This window comes from Pseudomonas sp. EL_65y_Pfl2_R96 (genome assembly GCF_963970905.1).
Classification (GTDB): Bacteria; Pseudomonadota; Gammaproteobacteria; order Pseudomonadales; family Pseudomonadaceae; genus Aquipseudomonas.
In genome coordinates this window covers 194,024-215,001 of sequence record NZ_CAXAQH010000002.1, presented here as the reverse complement: position 1 = coordinate 215,001, position 20,978 = coordinate 194,024, and the positions used below count along the sequence as shown (strand labels likewise).

Annotated in this window: 20 protein-coding genes and 1 pseudogene; 3 read left to right on the top strand and 18 right to left on the bottom strand. The window is 60.3% G+C overall.

Translation table 11 applies throughout. The features are described 5' to 3' along the window. Positions 1-13: 13 nt before the first annotated feature. Genes AACY49_RS03640 through AACY49_RS03625 form a run of 4 tightly spaced genes read right to left on the bottom strand, consistent with a single transcriptional unit; the run spans position 14 to position 6,813 of the window. Complete coding sequence (locus AACY49_RS03640) at positions 14-2,428, bottom strand: decarboxylase (protein ID WP_339521655.1); 2,415 nt, start codon at positions 2,426-2,428, stop codon at positions 14-16. A 25-nt stretch (positions 2,429-2,453) separates the two neighbouring features. After that, the gene (locus AACY49_RS03635; protein ID WP_258700343.1) at positions 2,454-3,758 is read right to left on the bottom strand and encodes an MFS transporter; all 1,305 of its coding nucleotides are present in this window, start codon (positions 3,756-3,758) and stop codon (positions 2,454-2,456) included. Next, entirely contained in the window at positions 3,755-4,795 is a 1,041-nt protein-coding gene (locus AACY49_RS03630) for a methyltransferase (RefSeq protein ID WP_339521654.1), read from the bottom strand. Before AACY49_RS03630 ends, AACY49_RS03635 begins: the two co-directional genes overlap by 4 nt. 26 nt (positions 4,796-4,821) lie before the next feature. Next, positions 4,822-6,813, bottom strand: coding sequence for a TonB-dependent receptor (locus tag AACY49_RS03625; RefSeq protein WP_339521653.1), 1,992 nt, complete (start codon positions 6,811-6,813; stop codon positions 4,822-4,824). Positions 6,814-6,972: 159 nt separating this feature from the next. Between AACY49_RS03625 and AACY49_RS03620 the strand changes: the two genes are divergently transcribed. Further along, complete coding sequence (locus AACY49_RS03620; RefSeq protein ID WP_258700340.1) at positions 6,973-7,938, top strand: helix-turn-helix domain-containing protein; 966 nt, start codon at positions 6,973-6,975, stop codon at positions 7,936-7,938. Between the two features lie 92 nt (positions 7,939-8,030). Here the strand turns inward: AACY49_RS03620 and AACY49_RS03615 are convergent, their stop codons facing one another. The 9 genes and pseudogenes from AACY49_RS03615 to AACY49_RS03575 form a co-directional block, all read right to left on the bottom strand. Further along, entirely contained in the window at positions 8,031-9,044 is a 1,014-nt protein-coding gene (locus AACY49_RS03615; RefSeq protein ID WP_339521652.1) for a GlxA family transcriptional regulator, read from the bottom strand. 229 nt (positions 9,045-9,273) lie between these two features. Continuing rightward, positions 9,274-9,396: pseudogene (locus AACY49_RS03610) on the bottom strand (proline racemase family protein); the annotation flags it as partial. A gap of 121 nt (positions 9,397-9,517) precedes the next feature. Beyond that, entirely contained in the window at positions 9,518-10,369 is an 852-nt protein-coding gene (locus AACY49_RS03605; protein ID WP_339521651.1) for a DNA cytosine methyltransferase, read from the bottom strand. Beyond that, a complete protein-coding gene (locus tag AACY49_RS03600; protein ID WP_339521650.1) occupies positions 10,330-10,530 on the bottom strand; it encodes a Com family DNA-binding transcriptional regulator in 201 nt (66 codons plus the stop codon). The genes AACY49_RS03605 and AACY49_RS03600 overlap by 40 nt, the downstream gene beginning before the upstream one ends. Positions 10,531-10,532: 2 nt before the next feature. Then, positions 10,533-11,030, bottom strand: coding sequence for a DUF4376 domain-containing protein (locus tag AACY49_RS03595; protein ID WP_339521649.1), 498 nt, complete (start codon positions 11,028-11,030; stop codon positions 10,533-10,535). 5 nt (positions 11,031-11,035) lie between these two features. Further along, on the bottom strand, positions 11,036-11,980 hold the full coding sequence (locus tag AACY49_RS03590) for a glycine-rich domain-containing protein (protein WP_339521648.1): 945 nt from the start codon (positions 11,978-11,980) through the stop codon (positions 11,036-11,038). After that, positions 11,980-12,525 (bottom strand): phage tail protein I, encoded by a 546-nt coding sequence (locus AACY49_RS03585; RefSeq protein WP_339521647.1) that lies wholly within the window; start codon positions 12,523-12,525, stop codon positions 11,980-11,982. The genes AACY49_RS03590 and AACY49_RS03585 overlap by 1 nt, the downstream gene beginning before the upstream one ends. Next, positions 12,518-13,639: a baseplate assembly protein gene (locus AACY49_RS03580; protein WP_339521646.1), complete on the bottom strand. Its 1,122-nt coding sequence runs from the start codon at positions 13,637-13,639 to the stop codon at positions 12,518-12,520. Before AACY49_RS03580 ends, AACY49_RS03585 begins: the two co-directional genes overlap by 8 nt. Beyond that, positions 13,623-14,000: a GPW/gp25 family protein gene (locus AACY49_RS03575; protein WP_339521645.1), complete on the bottom strand. Its 378-nt coding sequence runs from the start codon at positions 13,998-14,000 to the stop codon at positions 13,623-13,625. The genes AACY49_RS03580 and AACY49_RS03575 overlap by 17 nt, the downstream gene beginning before the upstream one ends. 109 nt (positions 14,001-14,109) lie before the next feature. On the opposite strand from AACY49_RS03575, the gene AACY49_RS03570 reads away from it, so the two are divergent. Both AACY49_RS03570 and AACY49_RS03565 read left to right on the top strand, forming a co-directional pair. Next, a complete protein-coding gene (locus tag AACY49_RS03570; protein WP_339521644.1) occupies positions 14,110-14,904 on the top strand; it encodes a hypothetical protein in 795 nt (264 codons plus the stop codon). An 87-nt stretch (positions 14,905-14,991) separates the two neighbouring features. Further along, a complete protein-coding gene (locus AACY49_RS03565; protein WP_339521643.1) occupies positions 14,992-15,621 on the top strand; it encodes a hypothetical protein in 630 nt (209 codons plus the stop codon). A gap of 9 nt (positions 15,622-15,630) precedes the next feature. On the opposite strand, the gene AACY49_RS03560 is transcribed toward AACY49_RS03565, so the two are convergent. From AACY49_RS03560 to AACY49_RS03540, 5 genes are all read right to left on the bottom strand, one after another. Then, positions 15,631-16,182 (bottom strand): phage baseplate assembly protein V, encoded by a 552-nt coding sequence (locus tag AACY49_RS03560; protein WP_339521642.1) that lies wholly within the window; start codon positions 16,180-16,182, stop codon positions 15,631-15,633. Positions 16,183-16,270: 88 nt separating this feature from the next. Further along, complete coding sequence (locus tag AACY49_RS03555; protein ID WP_339521641.1) at positions 16,271-17,305, bottom strand: phage late control D family protein; 1,035 nt, start codon at positions 17,303-17,305, stop codon at positions 16,271-16,273. Next, a complete protein-coding gene (locus tag AACY49_RS03550) occupies positions 17,293-17,499 on the bottom strand; it encodes a tail protein X (RefSeq protein WP_339521640.1) in 207 nt (68 codons plus the stop codon). The genes AACY49_RS03555 and AACY49_RS03550 overlap by 13 nt, the downstream gene beginning before the upstream one ends. Next, the gene (locus AACY49_RS03545; protein WP_339521639.1) at positions 17,499-18,380 is read right to left on the bottom strand and encodes a phage tail protein; all 882 of its coding nucleotides are present in this window, start codon (positions 18,378-18,380) and stop codon (positions 17,499-17,501) included. Before AACY49_RS03545 ends, AACY49_RS03550 begins: the two co-directional genes overlap by 1 nt. Further along, complete coding sequence (locus AACY49_RS03540; protein WP_339521638.1) at positions 18,380-20,968, bottom strand: phage tail tape measure protein; 2,589 nt, start codon at positions 20,966-20,968, stop codon at positions 18,380-18,382. Before AACY49_RS03540 ends, AACY49_RS03545 begins: the two co-directional genes overlap by 1 nt. Positions 20,969-20,978: the final 10 nt, after the last annotated feature.

Below are 20,978 nucleotides of genomic sequence, written 5' to 3'. Positions count from 1 at the left end.
CCTGAGTGCAGGTTCATTGACGGTTCCAGGCGGTTTCGGAGACGAGGCTCAAGCCGTCGCCTTCCGAGTTATGGGCCAACAACACGTCGAAAATATTCAATTGTCCGGGGCGCGTCAGGGCACTGCGCAGGCGAGCTTCATCGAAGCTCACCAGGCGTTCGCGGTGCAGGCTGATCGGCCCGACGCGCTCCAGCGGTGCCGCCAACGGTGCGGCACTGGTCACCGAAACCTGCTGTGCGCCATTGTGGGCGTAGCGTTTGTCAAGGTAGGTCTGGATCAGCGACAACAGGCCGTTGGTGAGGTAGAACAGGGTCACATTGCGCTTCGCCGCCTCGGGGTCCTCGGCCAGCCCCTGGGCCAGCCGTGCCTCGATATCCGGCACCAGCGCCCGGGCGCCGTCGCCGATAAAAGCCAGGACATTGCCGGTGCCGGTGATGGCGATATAGGGCAAGGCCATCAGCGCATCGCCCATCAGGGCGCGCCCGTACCAGCCGGAAAAACCCGGATCGGTGCGCGGCACATTGCGCATCGCCGAGATGCCACAGCGGCCGACGTCATAGACGCCAACATAGCGATAGTCCTGCTGCTCGATCAGTTCGCGCACCAGGTTGCCCAAGCGGTGGAAGAAGTAATTGGAGGTCATCGGCAGGGTTTCGATGTGGTCCACCGCCACGCTCTCGCTGGTGGCCGACAGCACGTCAAGCTTGGCGCGACGCAAGGCGAGGATCTGTGGCTCGACCTGCAACCCCCTCTCGATGTGATCGAGGAACACATCCAGCGGCACATCCAGCGCCAGGTCGGTAAACGGCGAAAGGTGCCGTGGCTCATGGTTGACCTGCACCACCCGCAACTGACGCTTGAGCTTGCCTTCTGAGAACGGCGTGGCGGCCTGGTCGACCTTGCCCTTCAGGAAGAACACGCAATGGCTTTGCGGCCCGTTCAACTCGTGGTCGGTGTGCACAAACTGATAGACCCGTCGGCTGAAGCCATACAACGACAACGGCCCCAGATAGTGCGGTACCCGTCGTCCCTCGTGGTAAGGGCCGACACTGCCGGGCTGGGTGATGCTGTCGGCCAGACCGATGGCGCCGCGTTCAGCCAGGGCGTGCACCCGTTGCCGCTGCTGATCGCTGAGCTTGCCGCACTGCCAGAGCAGGTGCAGCGGCTGGTGGTTGATCAGGTCCAGGGCCTGATCCAGCGCCTCGATCTGGGTGCTGCTGAGCTGGGTTGCCGGGGTCGCTGGCGGCTCGGGCAGGCGCACATCCAGCGGCACCAGAGGCCGGGATTCCAGCACCCCTTGAGTGGCCAGGATGAACACCGGTTCGGCCCGTTCGGCAAGCATGGCGAAGGCCTGCTCCAGGCAGGCACCGATCTCCTCGACCTTGCGGATGAACACCTGGCGCAGGCCCTTGGCCTCGATCACCCGGCGCCCATCGTTGTCACCGTCATGGGTGCCCTGGAAGGCGTACCAGACGCTTTCCGGGCTGTCGGCGCAGATGATCAGCCCCGGCGCACCAAGACGTTTGAGGTTGGCCAGGGTGCCACGGAATTCATCGATCATGCCCGAGGTCACGGTGATCACGTAGGCCCGGCCAAACAGCTGCCAGCCAGCCATGGCGCTCACCGCCAGGCTGTGTTCGTTGCAACCACTGAGGCAACGCACGCCCGTGCCGGCGACGTTTTGTTGCATGGACTGAATCATCCCGGCCACCATGGAACCGGTGTAGGAATGGAAGTCCCAACGCTCCTGCCAGCGACTGCGCATAAAGCGCGTCACTTCCGTGGCCAGGCTCACCGACAGCAGTGGACCGCTGATGGAGCGCGCCAGCAGACGGTTGAAGTAGGCATGTTCCAGGTGATCCAGGACGATCCGCAACAAGTCCGCACGCCGCGCCGCGCGATCCTCCCCCGCTACCCGCAGATGGCGATTGCCACCGATGCGGTTCATCCATTCCGGCAAGGCCGACAAGGCGCAATACAGCAGCGCCGAATGAGGCGACAGGCGCGGGTTGGGCGCGGCGGCGATCAGCTCGTCGAAAGGGTCTTCGACGCCGGCCTGGGCTTGCTCGCTCAGGTCGAGAATGAACAGCTCGCTCGACAGTCGCGGGTCGAGGTGACGCAACCGCGATTGCGCCGCCTCGACCGATTCGAAGGTCATCAACCACAGATCGGGCAGCGCAGCGGCATTTGCCGGGCCACCCTGCAGATAGCTCCTGGCCTGGACCATCAGGGCTTCCAGCACCGCCTCGCTGCGGGGCCGCGGCCCCAGGGCCCGGTGCATCTCTTCGCAGCCTCCGATCGTCAGTGGCCAGTCAGCGGCAGTGGCAGGCGGCTGCAAGCCGGCCTGCAACTGCTCGATGACAAAGGTCACATCCTCGATCAGAGGCTCGGCCTGGGTAACCAGACAGATACCTAAGGTTGCCTTCATTAACTCATCCTTACTCAAGTCAGACTTACGATTGAATGGCTCGTGGCTGAGGCCCATGGGCCTCTGCTCGAACCGGACGGGGCGCCAACCGCCTTGTTGGCGCCTCCTTGTAAAGGCCGGCCGTGGCCGCCGCGATCGAACGCCGGGCCACCAGGGCCAGCGCACAGACCACGGACATCGCCAAGGACAGACCGGCCAGCATCCCCACATGACCGCCGTGGTCGAGTAGCACCCCGGCGGCAATCGGCACCAGCAGGCGCGTCAGCACGAACAGGCTGGCTTGCAGCCCGTAGTCGGCGGCTTGCCGATGCTCGCGGGAGAAAAACATCATCAGGGCGAAGACCAGCGTCGACACCGCGCCCATGGCCGTGGCCAGCACAAAAGCCGCCGCCACCAGCCAGATCATCCCGGCCTGCAACCCCACCGCCGCTGTCAGCGCCAGCAGAGCGAACAAGGACCAGACCATGAACAGCGGAATCGCCCGCCCCGGCCCCAGGCGCCGAATCAGGCGACCACCCAGCAAGCTGGCCAGGGCCCCCACCACGCCGCCACCAACGCCGGCAATCAAGGCCACTTGCTGCGCGGCCATGCCCTGGTCCAGCAGCAAGGGTTTGAGGTACAGCCAGGCGGCGCCGACAAAGGGAAAGCTGCTCAGCAGTACCCAGGTCCACAGGCGCGCACCGGGTTGGCGGAAATAGCCCGACCAGTCGGCCAGAGAGGGCCTGATCGGCGCTGCATTCTCGACGCTGCCTTCGCGCAACCAGGCCAGGGGCAGCAACGCCAGCAACAGGCCGGCAGCCATCAACAGAAATGGCGCCTGCCAACCCCAGCGGTTGTGCACCAGCAACATCACTCCGGCACCGACAATGGCGCCGAGAAACAGCGCCGCCGAGCGGACACCGCCGGCACGAATCCGCTGGGACTCGGGCAGCAACTTGATCGCCAGGGCATTGACCGGGATGTCCGCCCAGGTCGCCAGCACCCCGGCGGCGAACGCGAGGCCAAACAGGTACCCACGATGGGCCGTGATCGCCTGCTGGCTGACCACTACCAGCAACAGCGCCAGCAACAGGCACAGCACCAGCGCCCAGATTCGGTAATGCCCGCGTTCGCAGCGATAGCGCTGCACGGGCAAGGCCAGCAGAAACTTGAACACCGCCGGCAAACCGGCCAGCTGGAACAGGCCGATATCCGTGCCGGACCAGCCGTGCTCGCGCATCACCAGCGGCAACCCGAGCAGCAGATAAATGCTCGGCACCGCCAGCACGAAACTCAGCCAGCCAAAGAGCAGTTGCAGACGCCAGGCGCCGGCGTCGCTCTGGCGGTTCATGAGGTACTCCGACGCGCCACCAGCACCGACACCGGGGTCATGGCGAAAGCCACTTCGGGGTAACTGTCGATACTGACGAAACCGGCCTGTTGCAAGGCTTCGCTCATGCCGCCGGCGTAGGTCACCGGGCGTCCGAGCATCTGCATCGACAGGTAATAAGGCATGACCCGCCGCGCTTGCTCCGGGTCTGTGGGGATTTCCGCATGGGCGCTGACCAGTACCCCGCCAGGGCGCAGCGCCGCATGGATCTTGGCCAGGGTGGCGGCCATGTCAGGGACGAAATGCAGCACCGAGGAACACCAGATCAGGTCGTAGCCTTCACCGATCGGATCGCTCGCCAGATCGCCACCACGTACATCCAGACGCGCCTCCAGACCGGCCCGACGAATGTTATCCGCAGCCACGGTCACGGTCTGGGCGAAATCGAACACCTCGCCGGTGAGCGTCGGATTGTCCCGGGCCAGGGCAATGGCCACCAGCCCCGGGCCACCGCCCAGGTCGAGCATGCGTCGTGCAGCGGAGAACTCCGGCACCTGGGCCATCAGGCGCAACGCCATATCCACGGTGACCGCCCGTTGCTCCTGGGCGATTTGCAAGCGCGCCGCCGTGGTCCAGTTGTCGATGGTGGTCGCTACATTTGGCGCCTGGCCGCCGGGCTGGCCGGTGCGCACCTGATCGCCAAGCTGGCTGCCGAAATGCCGCAAGCCGCGCAGGCGAAAGGCCCAGGCGTCACCGCAATAATCCGGCGCCTCGACCCGCAGGTAATCGCTGGCCACCGCGGTATTGCGGTAATGGGGCGGCTGGCGATCGTCGCGCGCCAGCAATTCCATACTCCACAGCGCCTCCAGCCAGTAACCGGTATTGGCTGGGTCGAGCTGTAATTGCCGGGCAACCGCCAGGGCCGTGGCCGGCACTTGCAGCAGGTTGAACAGCTTCCATTCCAGGGCAATGCGCAGGGCATCGGCGCGTACCGCCGCCAGGGTCAGGTCCCAGTAAGGTTGCAGGGGATGGGGGGATGCCAGGTTGATTCCGTTCATAGTTCGCAGCTCACTATTTTCATCGTTCACAGTTCGTAGCTGACCCGCAGGCCGATCTCCCGTGGCGGGCTGTAGACCCGGGCTGTGCCATTCAGATAGCCGACGGCGTCGTAGCGCTTGTCTGCGGCGTTTTTCACGTAAGCGGATATACCGTAGTGGCTGAAGTCGTAACCGGCATTCAGGTCGATCAGACCGTAGCCGCCACGGCTGTACTGGTTGGCCGAATCCAGGTAGGTCTTGCCGATGGCACTGATACCGCCCTGGGCGTACCAGCCAGTGGGAGCGTCATAGCGCAGGCTGAGGTGGCCGGTGAGGTCCGGCGCGTAGGGGTTGCGGTTGCCCTGGTAGTCGTTGCTGCCTTCCTTGAAGCGTTCGAAACGGGTGCGATTGAGGCCCACGGCGCTGATCACCCGCCAGTTGTCGGCGAACAGGTATTCAGCTTCCAGGTCGAGCCCCGTCGAGCGCGCCGAGGCGGCGTTGGTGATGTACACCACTCCCGGCTGGAAGATCTGCTGCACCTGCATGTCACGTACGTCCATCCAGTACAGCGCCGCCGAGTAGCGCAGGCGTTTGTCGTCGAGCCAGCCCTTGGCCCCGACCTCGTAGGTTTTGACTTTTTCCGGGTCGTAACCGGGGTAATTGGCGGCACTGGAGAAGGCATTGAAACCGCCGGCGCGAAAACCTTCGGCGTAACTGCCATACACAAAGGCGTCGGGCTGCCATTCGTATTGCAGCGCCGCCTTGGGGGTGAAGCGTTGCCATTGGTCGCTCTGGCGGCTGCCGACCGCCGGGTCGATATGCACTTTGTCCTGCTCGGCCCGCGCACCGAGCGTCAGCGTCCAGCGCTCGGTCAGGGGCATCACCCATTGGCCGAACAGCGCGGTGGTGTTGCCGCCCAATTGCACGTCGGTGCGGGTCAGGCTCAGGGGCAGCTTCAGCTCATAGGACAGGTCATGATCGTCGCGGTCGGCATAGGCACCGAGCAGCCACTGGTTGTCGCGCCACTGGCCTTCCAGACGAAACTCCTGGGACAGGGTGTTCATGTGGTAATCGCGACCCAGATGGAACAGGTCCGCCGGCATGAAATCCGCGTCCTGCCGGACCCGGTCGTAGAAGTCATTGCGTGCGGTGATCGAGTGCAGCTTCAGTCCCGAATCGAACTCATGCAGCACATCCAGAGACAAGCTACGGCCGCTGGAATGGTTCCAGCTTGAAGTACCGGAGCGCACCTCGCGCCGTGAGGCATTCACCGCGCCCCACTGCGAACCGCCGTCGCGATAATCCTGACGGCTATAGCGCAGGTTGACGTCCGTCGCCAAACCCGGAGTCCAGCGCAGGACCGTCCGCGCGCTGTGCCGTTCGCGGTCATCGGCCTGGCCCCCGCGATAGGTATTGTCGATAAAACCGTCCTGTTCCAGCCATTGCCCGGACACCCCGGCATACAGGGTGTCCGGCACCAGGGCGGTGCTGGCATCGGCGCTCAGGGTGCGCTGGTCGCGGCTGCCACCACCGGCTTCAATCCGTGCGTAAGGCTCGGCATCGGGTTGGCGGGTATGGATGCTCAGGACCCCGGCTTCGGCGTTGCGGCCGTAGAGGGTCGACTGTGGCCCACGGAGGATCTCGATGCGTTCCACCCCCAGCAGGTTGTGGTCGAAACCCTGCCCCATCAGGGTCGGCACGCCATCCACCAGCATCAGCATCGAAGACGAAAACGCCGTGGAGCTGGAAGTCAGGCCGCGCACCACCGGCAGGTTGGTGCCAGACTGGCCAAAGGGTTGAAAGGTGAACCCGGGGGTGACTCGGGCCAGGCGCTCCAGATCATCGATGGCGCCCTTGCGCAGGTCTTCGCCGTTGAGCACCGATAGGCTGGCCGGGACTTTCTCCTGTTCCTGCTCGATCTTGTTCGCCGTGACGATGACCGACGGCAGCTCTGTCTGCGCAATGACAGTCGTCACGCCACCCACCCAGCAGCCAACAAACAGCGTATAACCGCTGGCTTTCAACACATGCATGCTCATTGCTTTCCCCATCAATGAATCAGCGCACTGCCTTCCCCGGAGATGGCAGTAGACTTGTAAACATGATATTCATTAATGCGAATGCTTATCATATGTATACATATGGATTCTGGATTAATCCATATGCGAGCCGTAGCCCAATCAAGGAGGACAATAAAAGTGGCGGTCTTACAGAGGATTTCTCAGTCGTATCGAGTCGCGTCAACGCACTCGCGGCTGGTCAGCAACAACACCGGCGGCTGGATGCGCCAGCAATTGCCAGAGGAGTTGGGCGAGTGCTATTCCGAACGCTTGTGTCTGGATGACGACCTGATGGTGGTGCGCTCGCGCTACCGGCCCACGCGCAACCTGATCGAGGAAACCGTCAGCCCGCACAATCGTCATATGCTGGTGATCACCTTCGGCATGCAGGGTGACTCCGGGTACAAGGGCGTCGACGGTTCGGCGGTGTCGTTTCGCGCCGGCTACACCACCATCACCTCGTTCCAGATGAGCCTCGGCGAGCGCTGTTACGAAGCCGGGGCAACGGTGTCCCAACTGCGGTTGCTGATCGGCGAAAACATGCTCAACAAGTACATTGGCGAGCAGCGCACCCGCCAGTTGCTGGGCAACGGTAACGTCCGCCAACTGGCGTTCCAGAAGACCTCGGCGGCCAGCGCCAGCCACGCCACCGCCCTGACCCGCTACCTCAACCAAGGGGTGAGCGGCACCCTGGACATGCACATTCACACCCTGAGCCTGCTCTCCGAACAACTGAAACTGCTGAGCCCTGCCACCAGTTCCGACAGCCTGCAGTTCAGCGCGGTGGACATCGAGAAACTCGATCGCGCCCGGGACATCATGATCGAGCGGATGGACCAGCCGTTGACCATCCCCTACCTGTGCGCCGCGGTGGGGCTCAATGAGTTCAAACTCAAGGAAGGCCTGCATTACCGCTTCAATTCCACACCGCACCGCATGCTTCACGAGATCCGCATGCGCAAGGCATACACCCTGCTCGAGAGCGGTTGCCAGGTGGCCCAGGCGGCCTATCAGGTGGGCTACAAGTTCCCCAACAATTTCAGCGCAGCCTTTACCCGGTTTTTCGGCAAGCCACCCAAATCGGTATTCGGCAAGCGCCGCTGAGCAATCAGCGGCGCAGGTCCCGGACTTTGAAGCACGCTTCAAGTAGGGTGACGCGGCAGGTCACGAGGGTGCGCAGACTCGAAAAGATGCTTTCACTTGACGAGTCGCGTTTCCTTGGAAGGCCTGTAGCCGAAATACGAGCTGTAGCATTTGCTGAAATGACTGGGCGAAACAAAACCACAGGCAACCAGCACATCGACCTGAGATAGCTCTGTGTGCTGAAGGAGTCGACGCGCCTCGGTAATCCGCAATTCCATGTAGTAGCGTTGCGGTGTCGTGCCCAGTTGCTCCTTGAACAAACGCTCGAGTTGTCGCCGGGAACGGCCTGCGTATACGGCCAACTGCTCCAACTCCAAAGGCTCTTCGAGGTTGGCATCCATCAATTTGACCACCTCGCGTAATGGCGCGCTCACACAGATATTTTCAGTCGGTTTGATGCGCCGATAACGAGACTCCTCAAAAGCCAGGATGTCCTCAATACCCTCGACGAGGGCTTTATCGTGCAATTCCTTGATCCAGTCCAACGCCATATGGAATGCCCCAGAGGGACTGGAGGCAGTGAGCCGGTCTCGATCAATGATATAGGGCTCACTGCTGACATGCGTCCCCTTGGAGATTTCCGCAAGCGCGGGGCGATGCTCGGGGTGAATGGCGCAACGATATCCATCCAGCACCCCAGCCCTGCCCAGGAACCACGCGCCATTCCATAACCCGGCCAGGCTGACACCCAGGTCTGCCGCCGCTCTCAGCAGGTGGATGAACTCATCAGTCGCCTTCAGTTCTGTCCTGTAGCCGCCGCAAATGACCAGCAGATCCAGGTTTTGAATGGCTGAAGAATCGAGACGTGCGTCAGGCCGAATGACCAGGCCCAGATCGCTGATGACCTCCCCGTCATTCAAGCCGAACGTTCGGGAAGAGAACAGCCCGGGGCGTAGCAGATTCGCAGTGACAATGGTGTCCAGCGCCTGGGTGAACGCGGGCAGCGAGAAATGCTCGAGCAACACAAAGCCTGCCCGTGTCATTCGCGCAGGCTCACCAGAGTTCTCATTCAGGTAGCGGAGATTTTTCCCCTTCATGCCTCCGCTGAATTGGCGTCGTTCGATCAATGTTTGACCCACTCGGTTACGTTAACCAACCTGTCGCTTGGTGCGTTGATAAAGCGTCATGCTAACCGCAGAAGTTCAAAAAGCCCTAGGGGGCGTTCTCAATTAGTTTCCCCGCCGCGCCGGGTCTGCTGTTGTGCAGGGCAAGGCGCGAGAAGATTGTTCCTGTCAGGCTTTCATTGCGGAACGTATCCCCTACTTTCAACCGTCCCTTCCCAAACAGTTGAGCCCAATCTTCACGCGTAGACGGATAGATGATCACGCCCGACATGAAGTCGTGCCCCCTGTGTTCGAACATCAACGCGGTTCGAACACAGTCATGATCGCGAACGAAGATCTCACGTCGTTCGGCCATCGAATGATGCCGAGCGCGAAAAACTCAGGCGCTAGTGCGAGGTAAATGGGGTTGGGATCTTTTGCGTGTGGTGCAAAAGAATAACGGAAATGAATGCGGGGACGTGGTCCCCGCTGTTTTTTTAGCCGGCCTTTATTAGTTTTTGGGCGATCCATTGCGCGATTTGCGTAACGACGGCGTTTCCGGCAGCGAAAGCCTCTGCAAGGTTGGCCGCATCCAGTCCGAGGCAAAGCCCATCATCTTCAGACGCTCGCTGCCGCTCAGCCATCTGATGCCATCCGTGCGGTTGAGCGACGAAAGTTGTACAGCCCATAGCGATTTGTGAGCCTGCTTTGTTTGCCAATAGAGTATTGGCAGCCCATGCATCCGCGGGGCATGGCCATTGGATCTTGCTAGACGCTGGAGGTATTGCTTCCACTGGCGCAGCGTCAGCCAGCAGCTCCATGGGGGGCATTCGTCGATGACCTGCGACCAGGAATACTCGACGACGTTGCTGGGGGACTCCGAAATATTGAGCATTAAGCACTCGCCAGAATCCCACATACCCGCATTGCGCAAGGGCCCGGATGACTGTTTCAAAGTCTTGGCTATCGTTGATAGCGAGCAAGTTAACGACATTCTCAAGCACCACCCAGCGAGGTTGTGTCTCTTTGAGGATTCGTATGACTTCCCAGAACAGGCCGCTTCGTTGGCCGCGCAGGCCTCGGGTGTCTTTGTTGCCGGGTCTGGCGCCGGCCAGGCTGATGTCTTGGCAAGGGAAGCCGCCGGTGATGACGTCGACAGGGTTGAGGTTGTGGGCGCCGCAGTGGCGGACGTCTTCGAATTGGGTGGCGTGTGGAAATCGATCGGCAAGGACAGCCCGGTTGATGGGGTTGAGTTCCACTTGCCAGGCGGTGCGGTAGCCTGCGTTTTCGAATCCGACATCAAAACCTCCTATGCCTGCGAACAGGCTTCCAATGGTGGGCTGGGGCATGTCTGCTCTTTAATGGGCAGATGCTCAGGGCATTCGGATAGGAGGCTCGGGGCCTTCAGGTGATTGAGTGTCCGGCAGCGCGGGCACTTGATTTGTAGTTCGATGAAGCCGCGGATGGCGGCGAGTTTGCGGTGACATTCGCCACAGCGAATTTCCTGCATGGTTATGCCCCTTGCGCTGTTGGCCACCCCTTATCGAGCATGGCCGCCTTGTAAGTCCCTTTAGCCAATGCAGCAAGCAACTGACACTCGCGATCGAAACAGGCCTGGACGTGGACCCGCACGGCGTTGGCTACGTCGATCAGTTGCGCTGCATTCAGTTCTACCGGCCCGCTTAGCGCCTTCCAGGTACAGGCATAAGCCGGATTGAGCACAGCAGATAGCGCGGCGGCTGTGATCAACGCTTGGCTTGCTCGGTGGGTATCAATACGAACGCCGTTGACGGTGATGCCTGCTACTTCATGCCGATAGCGCACGGCCGCAATTTGCGCGGCATCGTCGACTGGCGCTCTAGGCGTTACGGTGAACAATCCATTCACGTATTGCATGCCTGACCGTATGTCGTCGGAGCAAGCTACCCATATTAAAGAGGGATGGAACCGTCCTTGCGGGTCGATGTTTGTAACTTCAGCTACTGTTGCGTTTTCTATACGTGCCCACATGCTCATCACCATTGAATTGTTATTTGCCCATCTGCGCCATCAGGTGCCGGACCGTCACTACGCCCGCCACCCCCTTGTCCCGGACTTCGCGGCGTTTGTTTATCGCTCCCTGCAATCTTGGATACGCCACCACCGCCACCTCCCCCGAGAAAGTCTGTGTTACTGCTATCGCCCACAGCGAGGCCGCCTTGGCCGAGGGTGCCGTTCTCATCACCACCCACACCTTGCCCCCCTTGTGGTCCTTGGCCATTGATAAAGCCGCCTACTCCATTCGAGGCCCATAAGGTGGTTCCGAATGACGAGGTGCCACCGTTGGTGCCTGCGTTTCCATCTTCCAAACCACCCACACCACCTGCGCCCACTGTGACCGTTACCGACGTAATGCCGGTCAGGTCGACGAGCTTTTTGGCAATACCCCCGCCAGATCCCCCCGAAGGACCCGGTAATGATCCGGACCGGGCACCGCCACCGCCGCCTGCAATTACAACTACCCATGCTTTGGTTACTCCAGACGGTACGTCCCAGGTGTATACCCCGCGCACGTTGAAGACGGCCCGGCCACGGAATGGGAACATTGCTGCGAGCGTTTCCGGCGTCACCATCGTGCGGTTGTTGGTGCCTACTTTGACCATGATTTGAGTCGCTATCCGCGCGATACCCGGCACGCTCTCTGTCGCCTGAACCACCTTGGCGCCGATCGCCTGGAACACCCTGAGTGCATTCATCGGCTTGTTGGTATTAGACCCTTTCTCTGCTTCACGCTGGCTGGCAAAGGGAATGCCTGTGCCATCGAGGAGCGCATCGATTTTTTTCTTGAGCCAACCCGTCCGGTTCGCCAGTTGTTTGGCCGGTAGGTTCGTAATGCCCTCTGGCCCACCCAGTACCGGGTCGGATGTTTCGAGTTGGTAGACGCCAGGCGCCCAGTTGGGTGATTCGGGTAAGTCGGCCATTAGCTGCTCCCATGGTTGTATTGGCCGTCATAGCGCGCGACGGCGTTGTAGCGAATGGCGACGGTCTGGTAGTCGAGCGATACCAGGCGGCAGCGTGCCGGGGCGATGGAAAGAAGCAGGCGGCGCAAGAGCATCGCCTGATCGTTGGTGATGACGCGTTTTAGAACGACCCGGTACAGCGACCAGGCAGAAGCCTCGGTGCTCGGCTGCGCGTGTAGCCCTTCCTGGAGGGTGACTTCACCAAAGCCCAACAAACGAATGATTTCGCGGATCGCCCAAGGCGTGCCCTTGAACCGATGCAGCTCAGAGGCGTTTTTGATTAAGTTGCGTTTGGCCTCTTCGGACTCGGCCAGGCCCCAGGCGGCTTCGTCGAGCAGCGAGAACTGATCGGCCAAGGCCGGTAGCAGCGAGGGTTTCACCAGGTCGATCAGGTAGACCAGCATCACGTTGAGATTGAGCTCGGCCAGTGCCTGGTTAAGCAGCTCGCACAGCAGCGCGAAACGTTCATCACCGGCCAATGGAGGCGGCAGCGGCTGATCAGTCATAGGCCACCCCGGCATCGATCAATTGGATGGCGGAGCAGTTTGCCCACTCATTGCCCTGCAACTCGCGCAAGCTTGCCGGTAGAAACAGATGGGCGCGGTACACGCCGGTGACTTGAAGCACTGCGGTGAGCTGTTCTGGCACCAGATCGCGGCCGAGACTGGCGCGGCATTCGGCGGCGTAGGTCTGCGCGGCGGTTTGTGCGGCTGCCATGGCGACGCTGCGGTCGGCGTTGGCGTAGAAAGTAATGTTTGCCTTGATTTGATAGGCGACCTCGGTGGGTGATAGCGCACTGACCGTGTCGCACAGAGGGCGGAGTTTTTCGCCACTGATCTGGTGCTCTATGCGTTGCAGTAGATCGTCCGTTGGTAAGCCGGTGATGGTCAGTGGGAACAGCGCGACGTGGCCGTCTGGCTGGCCTTCGTCTGGGCCATGGACGGTGACGTCGATGATGGACTGGTGCACAGCCAATGCGTGGTAACGATAGGCGGCGCGGCTGCCGGCGTTACTGAAGGCTTCGGGGGCCAGGATGATGCGCTCGCGGTAGCGGTCATCGTCTTCATCTTGGGCACCGTGAGCGGTGATTGTGGTGTTGCTGGCCGTCAGGCCTGTCGCTGGCGAGCTGCCGAGGGTGCTGATCTGGCCGACGGTCCAGCCGTTGCCTTGCTCACCTGCGGTCAGGCAGGTTGCGGTGACGGTTACATGGGTTTGGTCGGCGGCCATCACCACATCCCGATCGGTGATGAAGGTGAGCTTGGCATCTTGGGTGCTGACCCGAGTGCCGATCGGGATCAGTAGTGGATGCGCCACGGCCGCAGGCATGGTGAAGCGCACCGTGCAGCGGGCGGCCTGGGCCAGCAGTCTGGGTGTGGCAACCAGTTCGCCGAGGTAGTCGAGGATCGGGCCGCGGGCGAATCGCACCAGCAGTTGTTCGCCGGCATTCTGGATGCTCATCTGCAACCGGGACACTGCGTAGGCAATTTGGTCGATGTACAGCCGCTCGATCTGGGCCGGGTACAACGTTTTGCCCGACTTCTGCTCGTAGCGGGCGATCAGTTGGGCCTCTAGGGCGGCGGGGTCGATTTTGATGAATTCGGGTTTAGGCAGCTCGCGCATAGGGCACCTCGGTCAACTGGGGTACTTCGCCAGCTACACGCCACTGCACGCGCACGGTGATTTGCGCGGCGTTGATCTGGATTTGCACTTGGACCACCGAGACTCGGGGTTCCCAATGGCGAATTGCGTCGACGGCTTCGCGCACCAGGTGTGGCGTGACGCGGTTGGTGGGCCAGTCGAGGTACAGGTGCAGGTCACTGCCAAATTCTGGCCGATGCGGATCGCTGCCTTTGGGGGTGATCAGGATGATGCGGATGGCCTGGTCGATGTCGCGCAGGCCCTCGACCACTTCGCCGGATGTGCCGAGGGTGGGCTGCCAGTGAGCGGCGGTAATGCTGGTGTGGGGGATGGGCGTTGTCATGGACCCATAGTGCGGAACTCAGACAGCTACCGCTTTTAATCAAGTTTAAAGATGCCGTACGGACCGCCAATGAGGCAAAATCTCAAAAATATCGAAAGGAGTCGCTTAAGTGCTTGGCATCTCGAAAAAAACAATGCACCAGTTAGTAAAAGAATTTTGGATTCCTTTTCTTGCTGCCTCTGGATGGACTGCTTATGCAGTTTGGGAGCAACCGCTTACGGTTAAAAGCGTCATTGCGATCTTTGGACCATCGTTCTTTTTGGCTAGCTGGATGACCGGGCAGATATTCAGGGTTCGCAAGCAGGCGGGTGTGGAGTCGAGTCTGACTAATGTCGAAAGCCGTCTTGAGACTGTGGTGACACAACTTGAGGCCAAATCACTACAGATGATCAACCATGTGACAGGGGGAGATAGTTTTTGTTTTTTCATGCCATTCAGGTCTATGGCAAATAACGCCTCTTGGCTGGCATTACACTCCGGGGAATATCCTCTGTATCAAGTGAGTGTAAGAATCGTTGACTTGGAAGCAATGGTTAAAACCCCTCAGTATCGTCCTGAGGACGATGCCGGGTACGCGCAATATATTGATATTGGAGACATGCCGTGTGGTTCCAGATTGATGTACGAGGGAGCAGATCTTGGTGAGAGCGGTGATCGCAGTTTTAATATATTTATCAACGCCCGAAATGGGCGAATCTACCAAGAGGTTCGTTTCAAACGGGTGGAAGGGGGAATGTCTGTCGCCTATCGAGTGACAAGGAATGACATCGTTTTAGAGGAGATTGTCCCTCCTCAACTTTTAGATGACGATGGACGTTTCGATTGGGCAGGACCCGCTTTCAGTTTTAGTACGAGTGAGGATTCGAATTCACCGAATTCTCCATTGCGTTCACCAACGCTTTGATATTGCCACTCGCCTGTAGGATGCGTTTCAGCGGAAGCCTGCGGGATTGTGAAACCAATGTTCAAAATATGCGTACACGGGAAACCTATGGAATTACTGAAAGTAATCAAAGCTGAATGGGCTGTCATCGCTATGGCTCCCTTCTCCTTCTTGATTCTGGCTGCCTTGATGTTTGGAGCCGCCTACTTCATAGCTTGCTGGCGATACACGGCAGTTATCGATCAGGTGAAAGCCACCTGCGAAACCCTGAAGGAACGCCTGCACCTGAGGTCAGAGCAGACTGAAGCTTATCGAGAGAAAGCAGCCAAGTATGACGAAAAACTCGCGGAGGTCGTCGACTTTGGAGAGACTGAGTTAAGAGACAAGGCGTTAAAGCTGGTAGCTGATCTCAGGGAGTTTATTGGACGATCTCGGCGTCTTGATACCTCGATACATGACGCTCGATGGTTCAATGCAAGCCATGCAGACACAGAGCAGGAAAAGAATCGGGGGTGGGACGAGTATGCTCGCACGATGATAAATAATACCTATGAACGCAATGATGAGTATGACCGCCGATTCAAAGTTGAAGCGATGATGTTACGCGACGAATTGCTTAGCCGTTTGCCAGGCTACGAGTCCGAAAACGAAGTCGAATTCTCATATGAACGGCCAACCAACTTTTTTGGTTTCAGTTTTGTGGCTGACGATCTCGAAAGAATGGCCAAGGCTCTCTAGGGCATATTTTCAATGATCGTGGTGGTTCGAATTCCCGCCGATGTCCATGACTGTACCTTTTACGTCAACGTTGCCATCCACGTTCAGATTTCCACTCAACCGCAGGTCGCCATTCAACGTGACCTGCGGGATGTCCAACGTAGCCGAAAGCGCTTTCACCACCACCGGCCCACTCGATTCAACCGTGATGTTGCGCCCGCACTTCACCAGCAAAGCCCCCACACAATCCAGCGTCATTACCCCGGCCGCACGGTCGTAGGTTGAAACCGTCCCGTCGCTAAAACGCACATAGTCCGTGTCCTCATCCACAACCGGTGGCGGTTCTGCGGTTGAGTAGATGCCGCCCAGGTATACGCCGCCCACGCCATCCGCATCGAGCAGCACCGCCACTTGTTCACGCAGTTCGGGCATGAGTGGCCGGCGTTTTGTGCCTTGGGTGTTGCGTTGAGGCACGTTGAGCCAGTAGGTCTGGAGGCCGTCGCGGTCGTCGAGGCGGACTCGGAGGCGGCAGGTTTTGTGGTCAAGGGCAGTGACTTCGCCGTATTCGAGTTGGATGGTCATGGGGCTCATTTTAATCTGTTGAGTGGGTGGTGAATTTGCTGGCCTCTTCGCGGGCAAGTCCGCTCCCACAGGGTTGTGGTGTGTTGGGTTAATGGGCGGCGATGCGGCAGACATGTTTGTCGACGGTGTAGCCGCCGCTGCGGGTGATGCGGTGTTGGGATGAGGTGATGAGGTAGTGGCCGCCGAGTTGGCCGGCCGCGGCCAGGGTGACGACGTTGCCGCTGAGTAGATTGGGCCTGCCCATGGCGGTCCAGCTGCCGGTGGTGCGTTCGCGGTTGGCTTTGGCCAGTTCGGCTTCGGCTTTTGCTTTGGCTTCTTCGGTCGAGGCGCTGCGTTTGCGGCTTTTTTGGGTGTCGCCGCTGGTGGTGGTTTTGCTGATGCTGCTGGGTACAGCGACGGTTTCACCGTTCTCGATTTTGTAGGTGAGCAGGTGTTTGTTGGCGGGGTCTTTGTGTTTGAGTTCGACGGCTTGGGGGACGGTTTTGATTTGGTCGCGCAGGTTCACGTGGTTTAAGTCTTGGAGTATGAGGGTTGCAACTGGCGTGGCGTTGGCTAATTCGCTGATGGCGTGGAAGACCAGGCGCTGGCCGGTGATTTTGAAGGCGTAGTCGTACTCGGCGGCGAGGTTGCGCAGGAAGGTCAGGTCGGCGTCTTGCTGGGTCAGGCGGTCGAGCGGGATGGGTTGGATATTGCCGATCAGTTGTAGGCCTTGGCGGGTGGCGATCTGTTGGGCGATGGCGGCCAGTGTGGTGTTTTCGTAGGCGTGGTGTTGTGTGGTGCGCAGCGCCGCTTTGATGCCGGTGGCCAGGCCATGGAGGGTGATGGTTGAGGGTGGGCAGTTGAGTTCGACTTCGTCGATTTCGAAACGGCCGAGGGCCCGCAGGGGCTGGCCTTCCCAGCCGATGGACAGGGCCAAGCTGTCGCCGTGGCCTGGGTACCATTGATCGCGCCATTTGCCTTCCGTGTCTTCGAGCTCGACCGCCAGGCTGTCGGCCTGGCCGGTGAGGTAGTCGGTGTAGGACAAGGACAGCAGGTGCTGGCTGACGTTGCGGGTGATGTTGCGCTGCTGGTAGGTGAGTACGAAGCGCGCGTGTGGCACTTGTTGGGGAATCATCGCATCCATGGCGGCAGGTCTTCTGTGGTGGGCAGTGGTTGCAACACGGGGATGGCGAGAGTCAACCCGGCGGGCAATGTGGCGCTGATGGGGACGTGGGGGTTGGCCTGAACGATCGGTAAATAGCGGTGCGCATCGCCGTAGTAACGCCAGGCCAGTTGGTCCCAGCGCTCGCCTTCGGTGGTGGTATGGGCGATGAACATCAGGCTCTCCGGGTCAAGACTTGCGCGGCTAAGCCCGCCAATCGAGTACCGGCACCGTCCATTTGGCTGACGGCTTGGTCGAGGGCGTCGCGGGAGGCGGAAAAGCGATCGATGATGTTGCCCAGGTCGACGGGGTTCAGGCTGGTGCGTGCGCCCATGACGCTGCCCATTACCTGCTCGCCCAGGCGCGATAAATCCGAGCCGTTGTCGAGCCATCCCGCGACGGTGGTCAGCTGTTGCAACGGCTCGATGGCTCGCGCCGTGATGCCCAGTAACTGCGGCACCTGGCCAAGGATCATGGCGGCGTTACCGCTCTCGATGGTGTGGTAAAGGTTTTGGCCGGCCTTGAGCATGTTGGCGGCCGTTTTCGCATGACTGATCACCCTTTGCGTGGTGCTGGGCGATGGCATCAGGCGAGAGATCAAGCCCGGTGAACCGCTGGTGGCAGCTGACGTACCGCTAAGGGTTGCATCGTGTAAGCCGGGCCGCACGACTTTGCGCGTAAAGGCCCCGGTGTATTCCGTCAGGCTGAGCTGCACGGTGGCCGCTTTGATTTGCCCGGTGGCCGTGGCGCGCCGCAGGGTGTTGCTGATGGTTTTAATGACGTAGGCGCCCAGGTATTCACCACTGCCCATAACGAAGGCCAGCGGCTGGTGTTGGTTTTTGGCCTGGCGCAATGCGCGCAACCTTTCTTCAGGATCACCGAGCACCGGGTGTAACTCGATGGTCAGGTTGCATTCATCCAGGCCTTCGCCCATCCATTCCAATAATGGCTTGCCTTGAATGCGCGCATGCTCGGCCCAGTCGGCCGAGCCGCTGTGTTCCATGCCGCTGATGCCGCCCGCGACGGTGAATTCGATATCGCCCAGGATCGCAAACATTAGGCGGTCACCTCATCGGCGGGGCCATAACTGCGGCGGCGTTTGTCGTGCAGGTAGCGCTCCATCAAGCGCACCCATTCGGCATAACTGGCGTGCAGACCTTGGTTGATCTGGTCCATGCCGGCACCAGCAGGCAAATTGATCTGAGGCGAGAAATGAAAGGTCATCTGGCCCGCGGACTCAGAGGTGCCGGCGGCTGACCTTCCACCAGCGGCGCCCATCCTGCTGGCCTTGGAGACCTGCGCTGGATTGGGCGGTGCCATGTCGACTGCGCTTTGTGCGGCCATGCCCAACGCGGCCTGGCGGACCAGGCCAGACTGGGCGTTGATGCCGAGGGCCGCGCCTTCGCTGATGTCGGCGCCGTAACCGATGAAGACTCGGCTGGGGGACTGGATACCGAGGGTTTCGGTAAACCAGCCCTTAACGGAAGACCCTATGCCCACGACGCTGTCTTTGAGGGCTCCGGCCATGTTGCTGATGCCGTTGACCAGCCCCGTGATGAGCAGGCCGCCGAACTCGGTGAACGTGCCCGGCAGCTCGACGCCGAAGTAATTCATGACACCGGCAAAGGCGCGATAGAACCAGCCGACCGGAGAGAAATTGACGATCAACCCCGCGATGCCGGACAGGCCACCACTGAAGCCGGTTTTCACCTCGTCCCACAGACCGGTGAAGAACGTTTTGATCGGCGCCCAGTGCCGGTAAATCAAGTACGCCGCCAGTGCGATGCCGGTGATCAGTAAACCGATAGGATTCATCATCAAGGCTCTGCCGAGCCAGAGGATCGCCTGCCCGGCGAGCTTGAGCCCGAACAACAATGTGCCGCCCAAAATCTTGCCTAAGAACAAACCACCGCGAGCGATCACCATCAGCGGGCTGCCCAAGGCCAGCGCCATACCGCGCAGGAATAACCCGCTGTATTTCGCGACCGTGCGCAACCCGCTGCCGATACGCGTTAACCCGGTAATCAGGGGCGCCAATTTGCCCATCTGCCACAGACTGCGCAGCAAGGTGAATTTGGCGGACAGCGTGGTGACAGCGGTGGTCATGGCCACAAACGGCGCCATGACCAGGTTGACGCCGTACGCCATGCCGATGAAGGCCATTTTGCCGAGCAGCAGACCGCCGACCAAACCGACGATACCCCTGATCAGTTCCGGGTGCTCGCCTGCCCACGTGGAGAACGAGCGCATGAGCGGGACGACGGCACGGCTGACGTCGACAATGGCAGGCAGCAGCGCATTGCCGACCGAGATGCCAATGTCGGCGAGGTTGATGCGCAGTTCTTTCAGTTGCTCTTTGGAACTGCCCATCCGTTTGGCCCAATCATCATCGAGCACGCCTTTGTCCGCTGCCGCCTTGCTGCCTTGCTTGATACCGCCAAGGTCTTGCTGGTTGGCCAATGCCGGCCTAACAAAGGACAGCACTTGCTGGTCGGCGAACAGCTCGCCCAGTTTGTAGGCTTCATCCAGGCGGGCCAGTGCCGTCTGCCGTTCTTGCTCATCCTTGATGTCCAGCGCCTTGCCATACGCTGCCGCGGCGGCCGGGGCTTTGGTGCCCAGGTGGGCGGTCAGGATTTTGATCATGGACTCGGCGGGTGATAGCCCCTCGCGGACCAGGTTTTTCATGCTGCCTTTGAGATCGATACCGGCCTTCTCAAAGGACTTGAGCGTCTCGGGTGCGGTGATCTTTGACAGGAAGTTTTTGAAGTTGTTGGCGGCCTCGTCATTGCTGCCGGCACCACGGCGGGCGATCTGTAACGATGCGCCAATTTCAGCCACGGCACGCTCCCCGGTAATGCCCAGGGCGGCAAACTGAGGCGTTAATTGCGGCAGCCATTTGGCCATGTCGGCGAGTTCGAACTGGCCGCTTTTGCCGGCGAAAGCCAGCATGTTCATCGAACGTTCAAGGCCGGCGGCGCCAATGCCAAGGTTGTCGTTGAGGGCGATGGCCACCGAGCCCAAATCATTCATGCTGGCGCGGGTGGCGGTGGCTGTTTTGGCCATGACGGGGGCGTACGCGGCCAGCTCTTTTGCGCTGGAAATGCCGCCCGCAATCAGTATGGCGGTGCCGTTGGCGACCTCGGTTTGGGTCTGGTTCCACTTCAATGCGGCGCCGCGCATCACCTGGCTGAGGCGGGTTTCTTCTGTTTCGTCGAAGCTGCCGGTGATGGCGATGTCGCGGGTCTGGTCCTGAAAGTCGATGGCGGTTTTCATCGACTGAAAAACCGGCGCGCCCAACGCCGCGCCAGTGCCGGCTACTTCCATGGCTTGACCGCGCAAGTCGCCGCGTTGGGTTTTGAGGGCATTACCGCGGGCGATGCTGGCAGTAAGGCGGTCTTGTTTGACCTTGAGCTGGTCAAGGGTGCGGCCCACCGCATCGTACTGCCGGCGCAGGCGCTCGACACCTGTGCCGCCACGCGTCAAGGAGGCTGACAGTTCGTTGCCCAGCAGTTGCTGCTTAGCCGTGAGGCCATTGATGGCGCGGCCCAGTTGCTGCACGGTCGATTTGGCCGACCCGAAGGCGGCGTTCAGGCTGCCAGAGACAACTGCTCCAATTTTTAACCCGACGAGGACTTCGTTAGCCATAGTTGCTACG

Coding starts and splice junctions, on each gene's coding strand:
- AACY49_RS03640 (WP_339521655.1), bottom strand. CDS start 2,428: ATGAAGGCAACCTTAGGTATCTGTCTGGTTACCCAGGCCGAGCCTCTG.
- AACY49_RS03635 (WP_258700343.1), bottom strand. CDS start 3,758: ATGAACCGCCAGAGCGACGCCGGCGCCTGGCGTCTGCAACTGCTCTTT.
- AACY49_RS03630 (WP_339521654.1), bottom strand. CDS start 4,795: ATGAACGGAATCAACCTGGCATCCCCCCATCCCCTGCAACCTTACTGG.
- AACY49_RS03625 (WP_339521653.1), bottom strand. CDS start 6,813: ATGAGCATGCATGTGTTGAAAGCCAGCGGTTATACGCTGTTTGTTGGC.
- AACY49_RS03605 (WP_339521651.1), bottom strand. CDS start 10,369: ATGCCCCAGCCCACCATTGGAAGCCTGTTCGCAGGCATAGGAGGTTTT.
- AACY49_RS03600 (WP_339521650.1), bottom strand. CDS start 10,530: ATGCAGGAAATTCGCTGTGGCGAATGTCACCGCAAACTCGCCGCCATC.
- AACY49_RS03595 (WP_339521649.1), bottom strand. CDS start 11,030: ATGTGGGCACGTATAGAAAACGCAACAGTAGCTGAAGTTACAAACATC.
- AACY49_RS03590 (WP_339521648.1), bottom strand. CDS start 11,980: ATGGCCGACTTACCCGAATCACCCAACTGGGCGCCTGGCGTCTACCAA.
- AACY49_RS03585 (WP_339521647.1), bottom strand. CDS start 12,525: ATGACTGATCAGCCGCTGCCGCCTCCATTGGCCGGTGATGAACGTTTC.
- AACY49_RS03580 (WP_339521646.1), bottom strand. CDS start 13,639: ATGCGCGAGCTGCCTAAACCCGAATTCATCAAAATCGACCCCGCCGCC.
- AACY49_RS03575 (WP_339521645.1), bottom strand. CDS start 14,000: ATGACAACGCCCATCCCCCACACCAGCATTACCGCCGCTCACTGGCAG.
- AACY49_RS03565 (WP_339521643.1), top strand. CDS start 14,992: ATGGAATTACTGAAAGTAATCAAAGCTGAATGGGCTGTCATCGCTATG.
- AACY49_RS03560 (WP_339521642.1), bottom strand. CDS start 16,182: ATGACCATCCAACTCGAATACGGCGAAGTCACTGCCCTTGACCACAAA.
- AACY49_RS03555 (WP_339521641.1), bottom strand. CDS start 17,305: ATGGATGCGATGATTCCCCAACAAGTGCCACACGCGCGCTTCGTACTC.
- AACY49_RS03550 (WP_339521640.1), bottom strand. CDS start 17,499: ATGTTCATCGCCCATACCACCACCGAAGGCGAGCGCTGGGACCAACTG.
- AACY49_RS03545 (WP_339521639.1), bottom strand. CDS start 18,380: ATGTTTGCGATCCTGGGCGATATCGAATTCACCGTCGCGGGCGGCATC.
- AACY49_RS03540 (WP_339521638.1), bottom strand. CDS start 20,968: ATGGCTAACGAAGTCCTCGTCGGGTTAAAAATTGGAGCAGTTGTCTCT.